Consider the following 18,254-nt stretch of genomic DNA (forward strand, 5'->3'; position numbering starts at 1 on the left):
CCCCTCAGGCGAAGGGGTCCCGCAACACGATGTTGGCGTCGCGGTCCGGGCCGGTGCTGACGATGGCAAGCGGGCAGCCGGCCAGCTCCTCCAGGGCACGCAGGTAGGCGCGGGCGGCCGGCGGCAGCTTGTCCCACTCGGTCACGCCATGGGTGCTTTCCTTCCAGCCGGGGAATTCCAGGTAGACCGGGGTGCACTCCTCCCAGCCGGCGGCGTCCAGCGGCGAGTACTCGGTGCGCTTGCCGCGGTACTCGTAGGCGATGCAGATCTTCAGCGTGTCCATGCCGTCGAGCACGTCCAGCTTGGTGATGCACAGGCCGGTGATGCCGTTGATGGCTACCGCGCGCTTGAGCGCGACGATGTCCATCCAGCCGCAGCGGCGCGGGCGGCCGGTGGTGGCGCCGTATTCCTGGCCGCGGTCGCGCAGGCCCTGACCGATCTCATCGTGCAGCTCGGTCGGGAACGGGCCACCGCCGACGCGGGTGGCATAGGCCTTGGCGATGCCCAGCACGTAGTCGATGGCGTCGGCACCGACACCGGTGCCGGCCAGGGCGCCGCCCACCGTCGTGTTCGAGGAGGTGACGTAGGGGTAGGTGCCGTGGTCGATGTCCAGCAACGAGCCCTGGGCGCCCTCGAACAGCACCCGCCTGCCCTGCTTGCGCAGCTCGTGAAGGATGCCGGCGACGTCGGCCTTCATCGGGTCCACGTACTGGCCGAAGGCCAGGGCCTCGTCCAGGGTCTGCCGGAAGTCCACCGGTTCCACGCCCAGGTATCTGGTCAGGACGAAGTTGTGGTAGTCGAGCGTAGCGCGCAGTTTCTCCGCCAGCTCCTCCGGATAGGCCAGGTCGGCCACGCGCACGCCGCGACGGGCCACCTTGTCCTCGTAGGCCGGGCCGATGCCGCGGCCGGTGGTGCCGATCGCCTTGCCGCCGGCGGCCTTCTCGCGGGCCTGATCCAGGGCGATGTGGTAAGGCATGATCAGCGGCGTGGCGGGGCTGATCTTCAGGCGCGAGCGCACCTCGACGCCGTTACCCTCGAGCTCGGCAATCTCCTTCTGCAGGGCGGCCGGGCTGAGCACCACGCCATTGCCGATCAGGCACAGCGCATCCTCACGCAGGATGCCCGAAGGGATCAGGTGCAGCACGGTCTTGTGGCCGCCGATCACCAGGGTGTGGCCGGCGTTGTGGCCGCCCTGGAAGCGCACCACCGCGCCGATCTCCCTGGTCAGCAGGTCGACGATCTTGCCCTTGCCCTCGTCGCCCCACTGGGCGCCCAGCACCACTACCGACTGACCCATGACACCCGACTCCGGAAATATCTGACTGGCTGCGGGCCCGGCAACAGCGGCGCCCAGACGCGGAAAAAGCCGGGTGGCCCCGGCTTTGCGCGATTATCCCCGTTTCCCCCGCCCGGAGCCAGAGCCCGGAGCTCAGCCGGCCCTGACCAGGTAGAGGCAGCCCAGGCCCAGCACGATCATTACCGCGCCGATCCGGCGCAGCCGGCCGTCGGCCAGGGACTGGAGCAGGCTGGCCGCTTCCTTCCAGGCACGGGGTGCCACGAACAGCAGCAACCCCTCCAGCACCAGCACCAGACAGAGCGCCGCCAGCAGGTCGCTCATGGCCGCCTAGCGGGCGCGGTCGTTGTTGAAGTACTTCAGGAACTCCGCATCGGGGTCCAGCACCAGCGTGGTCTGGCCGTCGGCCAGGGCGGCGCGGTAGGCCTCCAGGCTGCGGTAGAAGGAATAGAACTCCGGGTCCCTGCCGTAGGCCTGGGCGAAGATCTCAGCAGCTTGGGCGTCGCCCTCGCCACGCAGTCTCTGCGCATCACGTTCGGCCTCGGCCAGGGTCACCTGGCGCTGGCGTTCCGCCTCGGAGCGAATCGTCTCGGCCTGCTCGACGCCCTCTGCGCGCAGCTGGTTGGCGACCTGCGTACGCTCGGTGCGCATACGGTCGTAGACGGTGATCAGGATGTTGCTGTCTTCGGGCAGGTTGATGCGCTTGATACGCACATCCAGCACCTCGATGCCGAAGGCGCGGGCACCGTTGTTCACCGCCTGCAGGAAACTTCCCGACAGCTCGGCGCGGCCGGCCGACACCACTTCCTGCAAGGTGCGCTGGTTGATTTCGTTACGCAGGGCATTCTTGACGATCGGGGTCAGGCGCTGCCTGGCCGCCTCCTCATTACCGCCGCTGGCGGCACGGTAGTAGGTGGCGACGTCGGCGATGCGCCACTTCACGAAGAAGTCAACGCTGACGTCCTTCTTCTCCGCGGTCAGGTAGCGCTCCGGCTGGTCGTCCAGGGAAAGCACGCGTTCGTCGAACTTGCGCACCTCCTCCACCAGCGGCCACTTGAAGTGCAGGCCCGGCTCGAGGTCGGCGCGGGCGACGCGACCGAGGTTGAGCACGATGGCGGTCTGGCCTTCGTTGACCACGAAGACCGAGCCCATGGCGGCCAGGATGCCAGCCACCACCAGAAAGACGACAAGGGTGAATCCACGCATGTCAGCGGCCTCCGCGGCGGTCGGCGCGATCGTCGCGCGGGTTGCGGGTGTCGGCGGGCGTTTCCGCCGGCGTGATCGGCATGCGGATCACCGGCGCCTCGGCTGGCACGCCGCCGCGCCCCGGCGACGGACTGCCACCCACCGGCAGGTAAAGAATGTTGCCATCGTCGGACGCCAACACCTTCGGGTTGTTGGCCAGCACTTCCTGGATGGTTTCCAGGTAGAGGCGGCGGCGGGTGACCTCGGGCGCCTTGCGGTACTCGGCCGCCAGCAGGGTAAAGCGCTCGGCGGCACCCTGGGCGCGGGCGATGGTGGCCTCGCGGTAACCCTGGGCCTCGTTGCGCATGCGTGCGGCCACGCCTCGCGCCTCCGGCAGCACCTTGCTGGCGTAGGCACGGGCCTCGTTGACGATGCGGTTCTTGTCCTCGCGGGCGGCGATGGCATCGTCGAAGGCCTGCTTCACTTCCTCCGGCGGACGCGCGTCCTGCAGGTTGAAGTTCACCACCCGCAGACCGGTGCGGTAGAAGTCCAGCGACTCCTGCAGGCGCTCCTGGGCGGCAATGATCAGCTCGGCGCGGTCGAACAGCACCGTGTCCATGTCGCTGCGACCGACCACCTCGCGCACGGCGCTCTCGGCGGCATCGCGCAGGGTCTGCTCGGGATCCACCGAGCCGAACAGGTACTGGCGCGGGTCCTCGCGCCGGTACTGGGCATTGAACTTGATGTCGATGAGGTTTTCGTCGCGGGTCAGCACCCGCACTTCGTCGGTGACCTCGACCACCTGGGTGGCGTCCACGATGCGCACCGTCTCGATCGGCCAGGGCCACTTGAAGTTCGGGCCCGGGGTCATGATCCGGTTGAACTCGCCAAAGCGCAGCACCACGCCGCGCTGGCGTTCGTCCATCAGCTTGAAGCTGTTGAACACCAGCCAGACCGCCACCAGCGCCAGGACCCAGGGAGCGGGATTGAAGCCACCGGCGGACTGGCCGCCGTTGCCCCGGCCGTCGCCGCCAAACATGCCCTTGAGCCGGTTCAGGAAGGCGTCCACGTCGTTGCCGGAATCCCTGCCCTTCCAGGGGTCCTTGTTGCCTTTGCCGGGGGTGTTCCAGGCCATGCTTGCTCCGTGTCGCGGGTCGGCCGGATCGCAGGCCGACGCGGGATTCAGTGGGTTCGGGGATTGTAGGTAGGGGCTGCAGGGGCGACAAGCAAGAGCGGTCGCAGCGCCTGCCCGCCCGGCTCGGCCGCCAGACGCTCGGCCACTGCCCGCGGCAGGTCCACCCGCAGGCACCAGCCGCCCTGCTCACGACTGCGCTCCGCCTTCACGGCGCCGGCCTCGTGCAGGCGAGCCCGCAGCCGACCGTCTCCGGGCCCCAGCTCCAGCTCGCCGGCCAGGCGACGGTCCAGGAAGCGCTCGGCCAGGGCCTCGCGCAACAGGCCCAGACCCTCACCGCCCAGCGCTGACAGCCAGATCCGCTCGCGGCCGCCGATCTCCGGATCCCGACGCGCTGCCAGGCCGGCAAGCCGATCGATCTTGTTGAAAACCAGCACCTGCGGGATGTCGCCGGCACCGATCTCGGCCAGCACCGCGTCCACCTGCAGGATGCGTTCGTCACGGTGTTCGTCGGCGGCATCCACCACGTGCAGAAGCAGGTCGGCGTCGCGGGCCTCCGACAGCGTCGAGCGGAACGCGGCCACCAGTTCATGCGGCAGGTCGCGGACGAAGCCGACCGTGTCCGACAGCACCAGCGGCGCCACGCCCTCGACCCGGCGCGTGGTCGGGTCCAGGGTCGCGAACAGCCGGTCGTCGGCATAGACGCCGGCGCCGGTGAGCCGGTTGAACAGGGTGGACTTGCCGGCATTGGTGTAGCCGACCAGGGCGACACGTGGCACGTCGTTGCGCAGGCGCGCCCTGCGCATCTGCCCGCGCTGCACCTGCACCTTGTCCAGGCGGCCCTGCAGCGACTCGATCTTGCGCTGCAGGATGCGTTTGTCCAGCTCCAGCTGCTTCTCGCCCGGGCCGCGCAGGCCGATGGCGCCGCCACGCTGGCGTTCCAGGTGGGTCCAACCGCGCACAAGGCGGGTGGCCCAGTGCTTCAGCTGCGCCAGCTCGACCTGCAACTTGCCCTCGTGGCTGGCGGCGCGCTGGGCGAATATGTCCAGGATCAGGCCGGTGCGGTCCACCACCCTGCGCTTGAGCGCCCGCTCGAGGTTGCGTTCCTGGCCGGGGCTGAGCTGCTCGTTGAACAGCACCAGATCGGCGGCACCGGCCTCGCAGGCCGCCAGCACCTCTTCCAGCTTGCCGGTGCCGACGTAGTAGGCCGGGTGCGGCTTCTCCACACGCGCGCTCACGCTGCCGACCACGGTGGCGCCGGCCGAGCGAGCCAGTTCGGCGAATTCCTCCATGCGGTCGGCATCCACCCGGCCGGGTGGATGCGGCTGGATCAGCAGGGCGCGTTCGCCCTTGCGGGCACGCTCAAACATTCATGTGCCGGGAGACGTTCAACTGTCCTGACCCGCTCCGTCTTCCTCGCCCTGGGCCGCCACCTGGCCACCGCCCGGCCCCACCCGCACGTTGCGTGCCGGCACGACGGTGGAAATGGCGTGCTTGTAGACCATCTGGCTGACCGTGTTGCGCAGCAGGACCACGAACTGGTCGAAACTCTCGATGGTGCCCTGCAGCTTGATGCCGTTGACCAGGTAGATGGACACCGGAATGCGCTCGCGGCGGAGGGCGTTCAGGAAAGGATCCTGCAGGGACTGGCCTTTGGACATGGCGCGGACTCCGTATTGTTGTTGTGGCGCGCCAGCTGGCGCGGGTTGCGGCCAAATGGGTCCGTGGCCGCGAATGGGCCGATTCTAGCAGCCCGCAGGGGTTCAGGCCGGGTGAAGGAAGTCGGCGCGGGCCCGCTCCAGGCGGGCCCGGTCGCGTCCGGGATCGAACCAGATCGCGTCCGGCCGAGCGCGCAACCAGGTGTACTGGCGCTTGGCCAGCTGCCGGGTGGCAGCGATGGCGCGGGCGCGGAACGTCGCCGCGTCGGTGCGCCCGTCCAGGTGCTCCCAGGCCTGCCGATACCCGACCGCGCGCATGGACGGCAGGTCCGGATGCAGGCGCGGGTCGGCGCGCAGCCGCCGCACCTCGTCCAGAAAGCCTTCCGCCAGCATCCGGTCGAAACGCTGGGTGATGCGGGCGTGCAGGGCGGACCGGTCGGCAGGCGCCAGCACCAGCTTGAGTAGCCGGAACGGGAACGGCTGCCGCCCCAGCCCCCCTTTCTGCCAGACCGAAATGGGCCGTCCGCTCAGACGCCAGACTTCCAGGGCGCGGGTGATGCGCTGGCGGTCGCCGACACCGATCCGGGCAGCGGCCTCGGGATCGACCCGCGCCAGCTCCGCATGCAGGGCCGGCCAGCCGTGCCGTTCGGCTTCCGCGGCGATGGCCGCGCGCAGGTCCTGGTCGGCTTGCGGCATCTCGGACAGCCCATCGAGCAAGGCGCTGAAATAGAGGCCGGTGCCGCCCACCAGCAGCGGCACCCGGCCGCGTGCCGCCAGCGCCCGCATCGGCACCAGCGCCTCACGGGCGAAATCGGCCGCTGAGAACACTTCATGCGGATCGCGCACGTCCACCAGGTGGTGCTTCACCGCGGCGAGGGTGGCGTGATCGGGCTTGGCCGCCCCGATGTCCAGGCCCCGGTAGACCAGGGCCGAGTCCACGCTGACGATCTCGGTGTCCATGTCGCCGGCCCACTCCAGCGCCAGGGCGGTCTTGCCCGACGCCGTCGGCCCCATCAGGGCGATGGCCAGCGGCCGTTCGTCGCGCATGGACTCAGCCGCCGCGTTGCAGCTCGCCACGCACGTGCTCGAACAGGCCCTCCACCTCGGCGGAGGGCGGCTTGCCGAGCCGGCTGACCGCGACGATGGCCAGGCTGGCCAGAACCACGCCCGGCACCATCTCATACAGGCCGGTGGCAGCGGCGAACCATTGCTTCCAGACGATCACCGTGCCGGCGCCGACCAGCATGCCGGCCAGGGCGCCGTCGCGGGTCATGCGCCGCCAGAACAGCGAGAACACCACCACCGGACCGAAGGCGGCGCCGAAGCCCGCCCAGGCGTAGGACACCAGGCCCAGCACCAGGCTGTCGGGGTCGGAAGCCAGCCAGATCGCCAGCGCCGCCACCGCCAGGACGGCCAGCCGGCCGACCCAGACCAGTTCCTTCTGGCCGGCGCCGGGACGGAGGAAACCTTTGTAGAAATCCTCGGTGAGCGCGCTGGAGCAGACCAGCAACTGACAGCTCAAGGTGCTCATCACCGCCGCCAGGATGGCTGACAGCAGGATGCCGGCGATCCAGGGATTGAACAGGTGGGTGGCCAGCTCGATGAACACGCGTTCGTGGTTGGCGCCGACCGCGCCGGCCTGCTCAGGGTGGGCCTGAAACCAGGCGGCGCCGAAGAAACCGACCGCCACCGCACCCAGCAGGCAGAGGATCATCCAGGTCATGCCGATCCGGCGCGCGCGTGGAATGGCGCGCACCGATTCGGCCGCCATGAAGCGGGCGAGGATGTGCGGCTGGCCCATGTAGCCAAGGCCCCAGGCCAACAACGAGACGATGCCCACCACCGTGCCGCCCTTCAGGAAATCCAGCCTGGACGGGTCGGCCTGTTCCACCAGCGCGATGGCCTCGCCGGGGCCGCCCAGACCTATCAGCACGAATACCGGCGTCAGCAGCAGGGCGAAGATCATCAGGGTAGCCTGCACGGTATCGGTCCAGCTCACGGCCAGGAAGCCGCCGACGAAGGTGTAGACGATGGTGGCCGCGGCGCCGTACCACATCGCCTGGCCGTAGGGCAGGCCGAACACGGATTCGAACAGGCGGGCGCCGGCGACGATGCCCGAGGCGCAGTACACCGCGAAGAACACCAGGATCACCAGGGCCGAGAACACCCGCAGCAGCTTGGCCCTGTCCTCGAAGCGATGGGTGAAGTAGTCCGGCAGGGTCAGGGCGTTGCGGCTGCGTTCGGTATACAGGCGCAGCGGTGCCGCCACGTAGCGCCAGTTGAACCAGGCGCCGATGATCAGGCCGATGGCGATCCAGGCCTCGGACAGCCCGGTCAGGTAAACCGCGCCGGGCAAACCCAGCAGCAGCCAGCCGCTCATGTCCGAGGCACCGGCGCTGAGCGCGGTGACGTAGGGACCCAGTGAGCGGCCGCCCAGGATGTAGTCGTCGAAGCTGCGGGTGTAGTACCAGGCGGCAAAGCCGATGCCGACCATGCCGAGGATGTAGACGGCGAAGGTGATGTGCAGCGGGGAGAGGTCGCTCATGGGGGTCCGGGCGGGTCGGAGGCCGGGCAAGCTTAGCGCGAACCCGGCACGGCCCGGCCACCGGATGCGAGCCACGGTTCCCGGGCGTATGCTGGGCGCAGCCGGAGGAAGCCCCGATGCCTTTACGAAAAGCACTCGCCTTCCTGCTCGTGTTCGTGGTGCCGGTCCTGATGCCGGCCAGCGCCTGGCTGGCCGGCGCCACCGGGCACGCCGACTTCGCGGCCTGGTTCCCGCTGTTTTTCCTGTTCGTGCTGCTGCCGGCGCTGGATTACGCCCTGGGCAGGGATCCCGACAACGTCCCGGTCGCCGACGAGGCCCGCGTGGCCGGCGCCGCCTGGTTCAAGGCCCTGACCCTGGCCTGCCTGCCAGCGCAGTTGGCAGTGCTGGCCTGGTCGGCGCACTGGTTCGTCCACGCCGACCTGGGCCCTGCCGGCATCGCCGGCTGGCTGCTGTCCCAGGGAGTGGTCGGCGGCATCATCGCCATCAACCCGGCGCACGAGCTTATCCACAAGAACGGCAGGCTGGAGCCGGCCGTCGGCGGCCTGCTGCTGGCCACGGTCGGCTATCACGGTTTCAAGGTCGAACACCTGCGCGGACATCACGTGCACGTCTCGACCCCGGAAGACCCTTCGAGCGCGCCGCTGGGCATGTCATCCTGGCGCTTCGTCCCGCGCGCCCTCCTGTTGAACTCCTGGAATGCCTGGCGGCTGGAAGCGGACCGGCTGCGCTGCCGCGGGTTGCCGGTCCTGCACTGGCGCAACGAGATGATCGGCTGGAGCCTGGCCTGGCTGGCCCTGGCTGGCGCCTTCGGCGCGTGGCTGGGCCAGCCGGGGCTGGCCTTCTTCCTGGCCCAGGGGCTGATTGCCGCCGGTTCGCTCGAAGTCATCAACTACGTCGAGCACTACGGGCTGGCGCGACGGCGCCTGCCCGACGGGCGTTACGAACGCACCACCCACCTGCACAGCTGGAATTCCGACTACGCCCTGTCGAACTGGCTGCTTTTCCAGTTGCAGCGGCACTCCGACCACCATGCCTTTCCGAAGCGCCGCTATCCGATCCTGCGCCACCACCCGGACAGCCCGCAGCTTTCGGGCGGCTATGCGGCGATGTTCGTGCTCGCCCTGCTGCCGCCGCTCTGGCGACGGGTGATGGATCCGCGTGCCCGAGCCTTCCTGCAATCGCCCCGGGCGGCCTGAGCGGAAATCCACAGGGCCTGTGGACAAGTCCGGGAGAAGTCCGTGGATGGATCGCCGGAGGCCGCCGGCGACGGGCCCGGCAGCGGTTCTGGTCAATTACTGACCAGCACCCTTCAGTCCTCGTCCGGCCAGCGGATCGCCGGCCTGGCCGGCGCGACCGGTCCGGGCGCCGGTTGCGCGGTCACCGCCGACCAGACCTTGAGCGCGTCCACCGTGGCGGCGACATCATGCACGCGCAGGATGCGCGCCCCGTACTCGGCCGCCAGCACTGCCGCTGCCACCGAGGCGTGCAGGCGCTCGCCGACCTCACGGCCGGTGATCTCGCCGAGGCTGCGCTTGCGCGAGAGCCCGGCCAGCAGGGGCAGGCCCAGGTCGAGCAGGCGCGATTGCTGGCGCAGCAGCAAGAGGTTGTGCCGCGTGGTCTTGCCGAAGCCGTAGCCGGGATCGAGCACGATGCGCTTCCGCTCGATGCCGGCCATCTCGCAGGCCAGCACCCGGTCGGCCAGGAAGCGGTGCACTTCGGCCAGCAGGTCGTCGTAATGCGGCGCCTCCTGCATGGTGCGCGGCTCGCCCTGCATGTGCACCAGCACCACCGGCACGCCTGCCTGCGCGGCAGCCTCCAGGGCGCCGTCGCGGCGCAGGGCGTAGACGTCGTTGATCATGCCGGCGCCGGCGGCCACCGCCGCCCGCATCACCTCCGGTTTCGAGGTGTCCACCGAGATGGGCAAGGCCGTCTCCCTGGCCAGGCGTTCGATCACCGGCAGCACCCGCCGCAACTCCTCCTGCACCGGAACCTCGGCGGCGCCGGGCCGGGTGGATTCGCCGCCGACATCGAGGATATCGGCCCCCTCTTCCGCCAGACGCAGGCCATGCGCCACCGCGGCCTCCACGTCCTCGTGGGCGCCGCCGTCCGAGAAGGAGTCGGGGGTGACGTTGACGATGCCCATCACCCGGGGCGTGTCCAGTGCCAGGACGCGCCCGGCGCAGTCCAGCCTCGGCGACAGGTCGAACATCCGCTTCAGGTCTGCGCGGCGGGGCCGCCAAGGGGCTCGGCCGGCCCCTGCGGATCGTCCTTCGACAACCGTCCGGACTTGGCCCAGTCGGCCGGCGGGCCGGGCCGGCGCCCCTCCATGATGGCGTCGATCTGCTGCGCGTCGATGGTCTCGTAGGTCAGCAGGGCCTCCGCCATCAGGTGCAGCTTGTCAATGTTCTGGGTGAGGATCTGCTTGGTGCGCGCGTAGGCCTTGTCCAGGATGTTGCGCACCACCTCGTCGATCTTGCGGGCAGTGTCGTCCGAGACGTTCTTGTGCTGGGTGACCGACCGGCCAAGGAATACCTCGTCCTCCTGCTCGCCGTAGGCGATCGGCCCCATCTCGTCGCTGAGACCCCACTTGGTGACCATGTTGCGGGCCATCTTGGTGGCGCGCTCGATGTCGTTGCTGGCGCCGGTGGTGACCTTGTCCGGCCCGAAGATCAGCTCCTCGGCCACGCGACCGCCGTACAGCGAGCACAACTGCGACTCGATCGCCGTGCGGTTGAAGCTGTACTTGTCGCCTTCGGGCAGGTACATGGTCACGCCCAGGGCGCGGCCACGCGGGATGATCGTGACCTTGTAGACCGGGTCGTGTTCGGGCACCAGCCGGCCGACGATGGCGTGGCCGGCCTCGTGGTAGGCAGTGAGCCTCTTCTCTTCCTCGCTCATCGCCATCGATCGGCGCTCGGTGCCCATCAGGATCTTGTCGCGGGCCCGGTCGAAATGTTCCATCCGCACCGACTTGGCGTTCTCGCGGGCGGCGAACAGGGCGGCCTCGTTGACCAGGTTGGCCAGGTCGGCGCCGGAGAAGCCGGGGGTGCCGCGGGCGATGGTCATCGGATCCACGTCCTCGGCTACCGGCACCTTGCGCATGTGCACGCGCAGGATCTGCTCGCGACCCTTCACGTCGGGCAGACCGACCACCACCTGGCGGTCGAAACGGCCCGGGCGCAGCAGGGCCGGGTCGAGCACGTCCGGGCGGTTGGTCGCGGCGATCACGATCACGCCCTCGCCGCCCTCGAACCCATCCATCTCCACCAGCAGCTGGTTCAGCGTCTGCTCGCGCTCGTCATGGCCACCGCCCAGACCGGCGCCACGGTGACGGCCGACCGCGTCTATCTCGTCGATGAAGATGATGCAGGGCGCGTGCTTCTTGGCCTGCTCGAACATGTCGCGCACCCGGCTGGCACCGACGCCGACGAACATCTCGACGAAGTCCGAACCGGAGATCGAGAAGAACGGCACCTTGGCCTCGCCGGCGATGGCGCGCGCCAGCAGGGTCTTGCCGGTACCTGGCGGACCGACCATCAGCACGCCGCGCGGGATCTTGCCGCCCAGGCGCTGGAACTTGCCCGGGTCGCGCAGGAACTCGACCAGCTCGCCGACCTCCTCCTTGGCCTCGTCGCAGCCGGCCACGTCGGCCAGGGTGACCTTGACGTCGTTCTCGCCCTGCAGTTTGGCCCGCGACTTGCCGAAGCTGAGCGCACCCTTGCCGCCGCCCTGCTGCATCTGCCGCATCATGTATATCCAGAAACCGATCAGCAGGGCGATCGGCAGGAAGCTCATCACCAGCTGCCAGAACAGCGAGCGGCCCTCGGGCTCCTGCTGGACGATCTGCACGCCGTTCTCGAACAGGGTGTCGAGCAAGCGATCGTCGCGCGGGGTGGCGGTGCGGAAGGTGCTGCCGTCGCGGCGCTTGCCGCTGACGGCGATGCCGTTGTCCGCAATCACCACTTCCTGCACGCGGCCGGACTTCACCTCTTCGATGAATTCGTTGTAGTTGAGCGCGCGACTGGCATTGCCCTGGCCGTTGAAGCCCTGGAACACCAGCATCAGCACTACCGCCACCACCAGCCAGAGCGCGAGGTTTTTTGCCAGATCGTTCATTTCCCTTGTCCTCGGCGCTTGCCCGTGGCCAGCGCATAAACTTCGTTGGAGCGGCGCCGCGACGCCGCGGGCTTGCGTATCGCCACCTTCCCGTACCGCTCCCGCAGGTCCTTGACGTACGCGTCGAAACCCTCGCCCTGGAACAGCTTGATCAGGAAGTTGCCGCCATCCCGCAGGTGCCGGTCGGCGAAGTCGCGGGCCAGCTCGGCCAGGTACATGGCCCGGGCCTGGTCCACGGCGTCCACACCGGACATATTGGGGGCCATGTCAGAAAGCACAAGGTCCACCGGGCAGCCATCCAGAAGGCGTTCCAGCTCGGACAATGGCCCGTCCTCTCTGAAATCGCCGTGAATGAACTCGACCCCGGCAATGGGCGGCATGTCCAGGATGTCCAGGGCCAGCACCCGGCCGCGGTCGCCCAAGGCCCGTCGCACCACCTGCGACCAGCCGCCGGGCGCGGCGCCCAGGTCCACCACCACCATGCCGGGCCGGAGCAGGCGATCGCGCTCGATCAGCTCCTCGAGCTTGTAAGCCGCCCGCGAACGCATGCCTTCCGACTGTGCCCGCTTCACGTAGGGGTCGTCGAAATGCTCCTTGAGCCAGCGGTGGCTGCTGCGGCTGCGGGCCATGGCGGCGACGGCGGGCCGTCGGGTATGTACGGACCGCCATGATACCCTAGCGCCCCCAGCACGACCGGCCACAACGCATGCCCGCCGCCCTTTCCAACCCCCAGAAGCGCTACCTGCGTGGCCTGGCGCATGGCCTCAAGCCGGTACTGATGGTCGGCGCCAAGGGCATCACCGAGCCGCTGGCGGCCGAGGCCGACCTGGCCCTGGAGCACCACGAACTGGTGAAAGTGAAGGTGGCCGCCGGCGACCGCGAACTGCGCGACCGCTGGATCGCCGAGCTGTGCGAACGTAGCGGCGCCGCCCTGGTGGACCGCATCGGCAACGTCGCCGTGCTGTACCGGCGCAGTCGCGAGAAACCGCTGATCGCCCTGCCCCGGGGCTGAGACCATGCAACTGTCACGGGAAACCCCGGATTTCCGCTACGTCCTGCGCGGCGTCGGTCCGTCCGGCGTGCTGGTCAACGAGGCGGTCGTCGCCGCCAGCTTCCTGGTGACGCCGGCACGACTGGTGCCGGACTGGCGGCCACGCAATGCGGCCGAGCTGGAACCGGCCGACCTCGAGGCCGTGCTGGCCCTGTCCCCGGCCCTGATGGTGCTGGGTACCGGCCCCCGCCAGGTCTTCCCCTCCCAGGCGGTGCTGGCCACCCTGCTCACCCGCGGCATCGGAATCGAGGTGATGGACAGCGCCGCGGCTGCCCGCACCTTCAACGTGCTGGCCACCGAGGGGCGGGCCGTCGTCGCCGGCTTCCTGCTGCCGGGTTGAACCCGGGCACCCGTCCGGTTTCAGCGCGGCGGCAACAGGCCCAGCGGATCCACCGGCTTGCCGTTGCGGCGGATCTCGAAGTGCAGCATGTCCCGGCTGGTGCCGGTGCGGCCCAGCTCGGCAATCTGCTGGCCGGCCCGGACCTGCTCGCCCTCGGCCACCAGCCGGCGGCGGTTGTGCGCATAGGCCGACAGCCACTCGTCGCTGTGCTTGACGATGATCAGCTCGCCGTAGCCGACCAGGCCGGCGCCGGAATAGACCACCACCCCCGGTGCCGCCGCCAGCACCGGCTGGCCGGCCTGGCCGGCGATGTCCAGGCCCTGGCGCTTGGGATCGCCGGCGACGAAGCGGCCGACGATCTGGCCCTGGGTTGGCCATTGCCAGCCCGAGGGCGCGCCGGCGGGCACCGGGGCCGGGGTGGCGGGCGGTGTGGCCGGCGGCGCCGGCCTCGTGACCTGCGGCGCCGGACTCGTGGCAGGCGGCCGGCCCTGCTGGGCCGTGTCGCCGGGCGGCGTGCCGGCCATCGTCGGGCCGGTGACAGGCGCGCCGGGCGTGGTGGCCGGCGGCGCCGGCGTGACCGCGACCTCCCTGGCCTGCTCCCGCCCGCGCAGCAGCAGCCGCTGGCCCGGATAGATGGTGTAGGGCGCGCGGATGCCGTTCCAGGCCGCCACCTCGCGGTAGTCCAGGCCGTGCCGGAAGGCGATGCCGTAGAGGGTATCGCCCTTGCGCACCGTGTATCGGCCGTCTTGCGGCACTTCCAGACTGCCGCGATCGGCGGCCGTCACCGGCCGCACCCCCTCGCGCTTGACCACGCGGGCATGTCCGCAGGCCACCAGCAGCGACACCAGCAGCGACACCAGCGCGGCGCGGGCAACGAAGGTGCTCATCCGCGCATATTCAACCAGATGAGGATGCCGATGATGAGCACCGCCACACCCCAGCCCACGATCTCGATGTAACGCCGCAGCACCGGTTCGATCCTCGGCCCGCCCCAAGCGGTCAGGCCGGCGACCAGGAAGAAGCGCAGGCCGCGCCCGATCAGCGAAGCCAGCACGAACGGCAGCAGCGGCATGGCGGCTGCGCCGCCGGCGACGGTGAACACCTTGAACGGGATCGGCGTGAAGGCGGCCACGAACATGATCCAGACGCCGTAACGGGCGAACTGGTCCTGTACCGCCGCGTAGGCATCGGCATGTCCGGCCCGCTCCAGCCAGGGCAGCACCGCCTCGATGGCGAAATAGCCAAGGGCATAGCCGACCAGGCCGCCCAGCACCGAGGTGAGCGTCGTCAACAGGGCGTACCGCCACCAGGCTGCGGGCCGCGCCAGGCTCATCGGCGCCAGCATCACGTCCGGAGGGACGGGAAAGAAGATCGCCTCGATGGCGCTGTTGGCGCCCAGGTACCAGGGCGCGTGCGGATGCGCCGCCCAGGCCCGGCAGCGGTCGTAGAGGGGACCGAACAGTCGCATTCAGAGCGTTCCCGGCAGCAGGGGCACGAAGATCACGGCGCCGAGGTCGTCCTGCAGCAGTTCGCCGGCGACCCGACGCCAGCGCAGCAGGCGTTGGCCGTTGCCGCCGCCGACCGGCGCCACCAGGGTGCCGCCCTCGGCCAACTGATCGAACAGCGCCGGCTCCAGGGCCGTGGCGCCGGCGGTGACGATGATGCCGTCGTACGGGGCGTACTCCGCCCAACCGGCGCGACCGTCGTCGTGGCGGGTGCGCACGTTGAGGCCGAGATGGCGGAAACGGCGCCGGGCCGCCCGCAGCAGTTCCTCGATGCGCTCGACGCTGTAGGTCTCGACGCCCAGGCTGGCCAACACCGCCGCCTGGTACCCGGAACCGGTGCCCACCTCCAGCACCCTGGCCGGCAGGCCGTGCTCGATCAGGGCCTCGGTCATGCGCGCCACCACCCAGGGCTGGGAGATGGTCTGGCCACAGCCTATCGGCAGGGCGGTGTCCTCGTAGGCGCGGCTGGCCAGGGCCTCGTCCATGAACTGGTGGCGCGGCACGGTGCGCATGGCGGTCAGCACCCGTTCGTCGCGGATGCCGCCCTCGCTGCGCAAGCGCTCGATCATGCGGTCGCGGGCCCGTTGCGAGGTCATGCCCAGGCCCCTGGCCTCGGGTTTGGAGAGGTATCGCGGTGTCATGCCCTCTTCTTCAGGCTGTCGCCCAGGCCACCGACCCAACTGGCGACCTTGTCCAGGGCCTGGTAGCGGGTCAGGTCCACATGGATGGGCGTGATGGAGATGTGGCCGGTACGCACGGCGTGGAAATCGGTGCCCGGGCCGGCATCCTGCTCCGGGCCGGCCGGCCCGATCCACCACATGCGCCTGCCGCGCGGATCCACCTGCGCGATGCAGGGCTCGGCACGATGGCGGTGACCCAGGCGGGTCACTTCGAATCCACGCAGCGACTCCCAGGGCAGGTCGGGCACGTTGACGTTCAGGATGGTGTCGGCCGGCAGCGGATCCACCAGCAGGCGGGCGGTGATCTCGATGGCGGCCCGGGCGGCGGTTTCGTAGTGACGACCGCTGCCTTCGCCGGTCACCAGCGACATGGCGACGGCAGGCAGGCCGAGGAAACGGCCTTCCATCGCCGCCGCCACGGTGCCGGAGTAGATGACGTCGTCGCCGAGGTTGGCGGCACTGTTGATGCCGGAGACCACGATGTCCGGATCCGGCTCGAGCAGGCCGGTCAGGGCCAGGTGCACGCAGTCGGTAGGCGTACCGGCCACCCGCCAGACACCGCCGCCGAGTTCCTTCGCCCGGATCGGCGCATCGAGGGTCAGCGAATTGCTGGCGCCCGAGCGGTCCCGGTCCGGCGCCACCACGGTCACCTGGTGGCCGGCAGTGCGCAGCGCCTCGGCCAGGACGCGGATGCCGGGGGCATCCACGCCGTCGTCATTGCTCACCAGTACACGCATCGGGGATCCTGCGGGAAGGCCCCCATGATAACGGAAGGCCCCGGATCGGGGCCCCGTTGCCCCCGTCGCCCGGCGCGCTAGGCTTGGATCATGAGCAGACGTCCGGCACCCGAAGTCAGTCCCGAGGACGCGTCGCTGTTCCGCGCGGCGGTCGGCGAGGTGCGTCCGCTGGATCCGGCGCCGGAGGCCCCGGCCCCGCCACGCCCTGCGCCGCGGGCCCGCATGCGTGCCCGGGACGAGGCCGAGGCGCTAGCGCAGTCACGCGACCCCCTGCGTCATGCCGGCGCCATCGAAGCGGCCGAAGCCCTGGGCTGGCGTCGCGACGAAGTCCCGGAAAAGGTATTGAAGCAACTGCGCCGGGGCGGCTACAGCGTCGGCGCCGAATTCGACCTGCACCTGCTGCGCGCCGCCGAGGCGGAGCGGCACCTGCGCACCTTCCTGGCCGAGGCTCGGGCCGAGCGTATCGGCTGCGTCCGGATCATCCACGGCAAGGGCCTGCGCTCCGCCGAAGGCGGCTCGGTGCTCAAGGCCCTGGTGGACCGGATGCTGCGCCAGCGTTCGGACGTACTCGCCTACGCCTCGGCACCCGAAGCGATGGGAGGAACCGGCGCCGTGCTGGTGCTGCTGGCACGGCGGGACTGAGCTGCAGCCAGGCAGGCCTCAGTCGGCCGAGGCGACCTCCTCTTCCACGGGCTTGGTGGGCGGGTTGATCCAGACCACCCGCGAACCGACCTGGCGGTTGGCAGCCTCGACCTTGGCCATGTACTCGGTGTCGTACTGGACCCGCGGTGCCGGCCCAAGGCGCTGCGCGTAGGTGCTGGACGTGGACACGCAGGCTGTGAGGGCGAGGATGCTGACGGCTGCAAGAGCAAGAATGACTGCTTTCATGGCGACCTCCCGTTGACGCTGTCTAGGGAAACCACGCTCCCGAGGTTACTCCCGGGAGATTTCCTCGGAGTTCGCCGCCGACAGAGTCGTTCAGCTGTCAGTCGGAATCTCCGCCCGAGAAGCGTCCCAGCTCCCACAACAACACGGTGGCGTAGGCACCGGGCGGCAAGGCGAAATCCAGGCAGAGGGTGTCTCCCTCCCAGTTCCAGGCCAGGTCGGCCACCCGGATGCGCAGGGCGCGGCGCTCCTGGCGCAATCCGGCGGCCTCCAGGCCCGCGCACAGCGCCGGCTCGGCCGCCGCGACCGCCCGTTCGAGCTCCGCCAGCGCCGCCCCGCTGCGCAGCTGGCCGCGGCCCCAGAGCGGGCCGGTCGGATGGATGTCCAGCGCGGCAGCCCGGGCCGCCAGCGCCGGCGTCATCGGTTCGGGGCCGAACAGGCTGTGGCTGCCGTCCAGCATCCAGACCTCGCCCTCCAGTCCGCCGCGCCAGTTGCCCTGCTCCACCCGCCGGGCCAGCACCGCGTCGAACAGGGCCGAACGGGCCGCCGACAGATAAAGGGAGCGCTGCTCGCGCCGCACCCGCCGCCCGGCGAACATGGCCCTGGCCGATTCCACGTTGTCGCCGGCCCGGCCATAGCGCTGCTCGCCGAAGTAGTTCGGCAGCCCGCCGGCCGCGATCGCGCGCAGCCTTTCCGCGGCCGCTTCGCGGTCGCCGCCGATCGCCGTCAGCCGCAGCCGGAACCGGTTGCCGGCCAGGGCGCCGCGCTGCAGTTTGCGGCCGTGCCACTGCGCCGACAGTACGCGCAGGTCGCCGCCGAGGCCGGACAGGTCCGGCAGCTGCCGGCGCGGCAGGTGCAGGCTGAAACGCTGCCTGGTCAGGGCGTGCCGATCCTTCAGGCCGGCATGGCCGACCGCCGATTCCGGGATGCCGGCGGCACTCGCCAGCAGGCGGGCGGCGAACAGCGTGTTCATGCCCCGCTTTTCGACTTCCAGCAGCAGGTGCTCGCCTTCCCCAGAGGGGTCGAAGGCGGGCAGTTCCTCGACCTGGAAGTCCTCGGGACAGGCCCGGAAGCAGCCGGTCAACACCGGTCCGCCCCAGGCCCTCGGCAGCTCCCTGCTCACGCC

General features: G+C 70.0%; 21 protein-coding genes. 4 read left to right on the forward strand and 17 right to left on the reverse strand.

All coding sequences use genetic code 11. The features are described 5' to 3' along the window. Positions 1-4: 4 nt before the first annotated feature. The 8 genes from F0415_RS03730 to putP form a co-directional block, all read right to left on the reverse strand. Positions 5-1,297: an adenylosuccinate synthase gene (locus tag F0415_RS03730; protein WP_149859844.1), complete on the reverse strand. Its 1,293-nt coding sequence runs from the start codon at positions 1,295-1,297 to the stop codon at positions 5-7. Between the two features lie 132 nt (positions 1,298-1,429). Beyond that, the gene (locus F0415_RS03735; RefSeq protein WP_149859845.1) at positions 1,430-1,618 is read right to left on the reverse strand and encodes a DUF2065 family protein; all 189 of its coding nucleotides are present in this window, start codon (positions 1,616-1,618) and stop codon (positions 1,430-1,432) included. A gap of 6 nt (positions 1,619-1,624) precedes the next feature. Then, positions 1,625-2,500, reverse strand: coding sequence for a protease modulator HflC (gene hflC, locus F0415_RS03740; protein ID WP_149859846.1), 876 nt, complete (start codon positions 2,498-2,500; stop codon positions 1,625-1,627). A 1-nt stretch (position 2,501) separates the two neighbouring features. Next, positions 2,502-3,614: an FtsH protease activity modulator HflK gene (gene hflK, locus F0415_RS03745; RefSeq protein ID WP_149859847.1), complete on the reverse strand. Its 1,113-nt coding sequence runs from the start codon at positions 3,612-3,614 to the stop codon at positions 2,502-2,504. 47 nt (positions 3,615-3,661) lie between these two features. Continuing rightward, positions 3,662-4,981: a ribosome rescue GTPase HflX gene (gene hflX / locus F0415_RS03750; protein WP_149859848.1), complete on the reverse strand. Its 1,320-nt coding sequence runs from the start codon at positions 4,979-4,981 to the stop codon at positions 3,662-3,664. Positions 4,982-4,999: 18 nt separating this feature from the next. After that, positions 5,000-5,272: an RNA chaperone Hfq gene (gene hfq / locus F0415_RS03755; RefSeq protein ID WP_149859849.1), complete on the reverse strand. Its 273-nt coding sequence runs from the start codon at positions 5,270-5,272 to the stop codon at positions 5,000-5,002. A gap of 102 nt (positions 5,273-5,374) precedes the next feature. Next, on the reverse strand, positions 5,375-6,316 hold the full coding sequence (gene miaA, locus F0415_RS03760) for a tRNA (adenosine(37)-N6)-dimethylallyltransferase MiaA (protein ID WP_149859850.1): 942 nt from the start codon (positions 6,314-6,316) through the stop codon (positions 5,375-5,377). A gap of 4 nt (positions 6,317-6,320) precedes the next feature. Next, entirely contained in the window at positions 6,321-7,814 is a 1,494-nt protein-coding gene (putP, locus tag F0415_RS03765) for a sodium/proline symporter PutP (protein WP_149859851.1), read from the reverse strand. A 116-nt stretch (positions 7,815-7,930) separates the two neighbouring features. Here putP and F0415_RS03770 point away from each other — a divergent pair, with 116 nt between their 5' ends. Further along, positions 7,931-9,010, forward strand: coding sequence for an alkane 1-monooxygenase (locus F0415_RS03770; RefSeq protein ID WP_149859852.1), 1,080 nt, complete (start codon positions 7,931-7,933; stop codon positions 9,008-9,010). Positions 9,011-9,123: 113 nt separating this feature from the next. Here the strand turns inward: F0415_RS03770 and folP are convergent, their stop codons facing one another. Genes folP through rlmE form a run of 3 tightly spaced genes read right to left on the reverse strand, consistent with a single transcriptional unit; the run spans position 9,124 to position 12,559 of the window. Continuing rightward, the gene (folP, locus tag F0415_RS03775; protein ID WP_149859853.1) at positions 9,124-10,023 is read right to left on the reverse strand and encodes a dihydropteroate synthase; all 900 of its coding nucleotides are present in this window, start codon (positions 10,021-10,023) and stop codon (positions 9,124-9,126) included. Positions 10,024-10,028: 5 nt separating this feature from the next. Next, entirely contained in the window at positions 10,029-11,930 is a 1,902-nt protein-coding gene (ftsH, locus tag F0415_RS03780) for an ATP-dependent zinc metalloprotease FtsH (protein WP_149859854.1), read from the reverse strand. After that, positions 11,927-12,559: a 23S rRNA (uridine(2552)-2'-O)-methyltransferase RlmE gene (rlmE, locus tag F0415_RS03785; RefSeq protein WP_149859855.1), complete on the reverse strand. Its 633-nt coding sequence runs from the start codon at positions 12,557-12,559 to the stop codon at positions 11,927-11,929. The genes ftsH and rlmE overlap by 4 nt, the downstream gene beginning before the upstream one ends. Before the next feature lie 77 nt (positions 12,560-12,636). Here rlmE and yhbY point away from each other — a divergent pair, with 77 nt between their 5' ends. Further along, on the forward strand, positions 12,637-12,942 hold the full coding sequence (gene yhbY, locus F0415_RS03790; protein WP_149859856.1) for a ribosome assembly RNA-binding protein YhbY: 306 nt from the start codon (positions 12,637-12,639) through the stop codon (positions 12,940-12,942). 4 nt (positions 12,943-12,946) lie between these two features. After that, positions 12,947-13,321 carry an Mth938-like domain-containing protein gene (locus tag F0415_RS03795; protein ID WP_149859857.1) on the forward strand — a complete coding sequence of 125 codons (375 nt, stop codon included), beginning with the start codon at positions 12,947-12,949 and terminating at the stop codon, positions 13,319-13,321. A 20-nt stretch (positions 13,322-13,341) separates the two neighbouring features. On the opposite strand, the gene F0415_RS03800 is transcribed toward F0415_RS03795, so the two are convergent. The 4 genes from F0415_RS03800 to surE are packed head-to-tail and all read right to left on the reverse strand — an operon-like array spanning position 13,342 to position 16,243. Then, a complete protein-coding gene (locus F0415_RS03800; protein WP_149859858.1) occupies positions 13,342-14,208 on the reverse strand; it encodes a peptidoglycan DD-metalloendopeptidase family protein in 867 nt (288 codons plus the stop codon). Beyond that, entirely contained in the window at positions 14,205-14,789 is a 585-nt protein-coding gene (locus F0415_RS03805; protein ID WP_149859859.1) for a YqaA family protein, read from the reverse strand. Before F0415_RS03805 ends, F0415_RS03800 begins: the two co-directional genes overlap by 4 nt. Next, complete coding sequence (locus tag F0415_RS03810; RefSeq protein WP_149859860.1) at positions 14,790-15,467, reverse strand: protein-L-isoaspartate(D-aspartate) O-methyltransferase; 678 nt, start codon at positions 15,465-15,467, stop codon at positions 14,790-14,792. It abuts the gene before it with no gap. Further along, positions 15,464-16,243, reverse strand: a complete 780-nt coding sequence (gene surE, locus F0415_RS03815) for a 5'/3'-nucleotidase SurE (RefSeq protein WP_149859861.1) — start codon at positions 16,241-16,243, stop codon at positions 15,464-15,466. Before surE ends, F0415_RS03810 begins: the two co-directional genes overlap by 4 nt. A 90-nt stretch (positions 16,244-16,333) precedes the next feature. On the opposite strand from surE, the gene F0415_RS03820 reads away from it, so the two are divergent. Next, positions 16,334-16,885 (forward strand): Smr/MutS family protein, encoded by a 552-nt coding sequence (locus tag F0415_RS03820; protein ID WP_149859862.1) that lies wholly within the window; start codon positions 16,334-16,336, stop codon positions 16,883-16,885. A gap of 18 nt (positions 16,886-16,903) precedes the next feature. Here the strand turns inward: F0415_RS03820 and F0415_RS03825 are convergent, their stop codons facing one another. Together F0415_RS03825 and truD are read right to left on the reverse strand one after the other, a co-directional pair. Further along, entirely contained in the window at positions 16,904-17,131 is a 228-nt protein-coding gene (locus F0415_RS03825; protein ID WP_149859863.1) for a hypothetical protein, read from the reverse strand. A gap of 97 nt (positions 17,132-17,228) precedes the next feature. Beyond that, positions 17,229-18,251 carry a tRNA pseudouridine(13) synthase TruD gene (gene truD / locus F0415_RS03830; protein WP_149859864.1) on the reverse strand — a complete coding sequence of 341 codons (1,023 nt, stop codon included), beginning with the start codon at positions 18,249-18,251 and terminating at the stop codon, positions 17,229-17,231. Positions 18,252-18,254 lie beyond the last annotated feature (3 nt).

The organism is Arenimonas fontis (genome assembly GCF_008386465.1).
Classification (GTDB): domain Bacteria; phylum Pseudomonadota; class Gammaproteobacteria; order Xanthomonadales; family Xanthomonadaceae; genus Arenimonas; species Arenimonas fontis.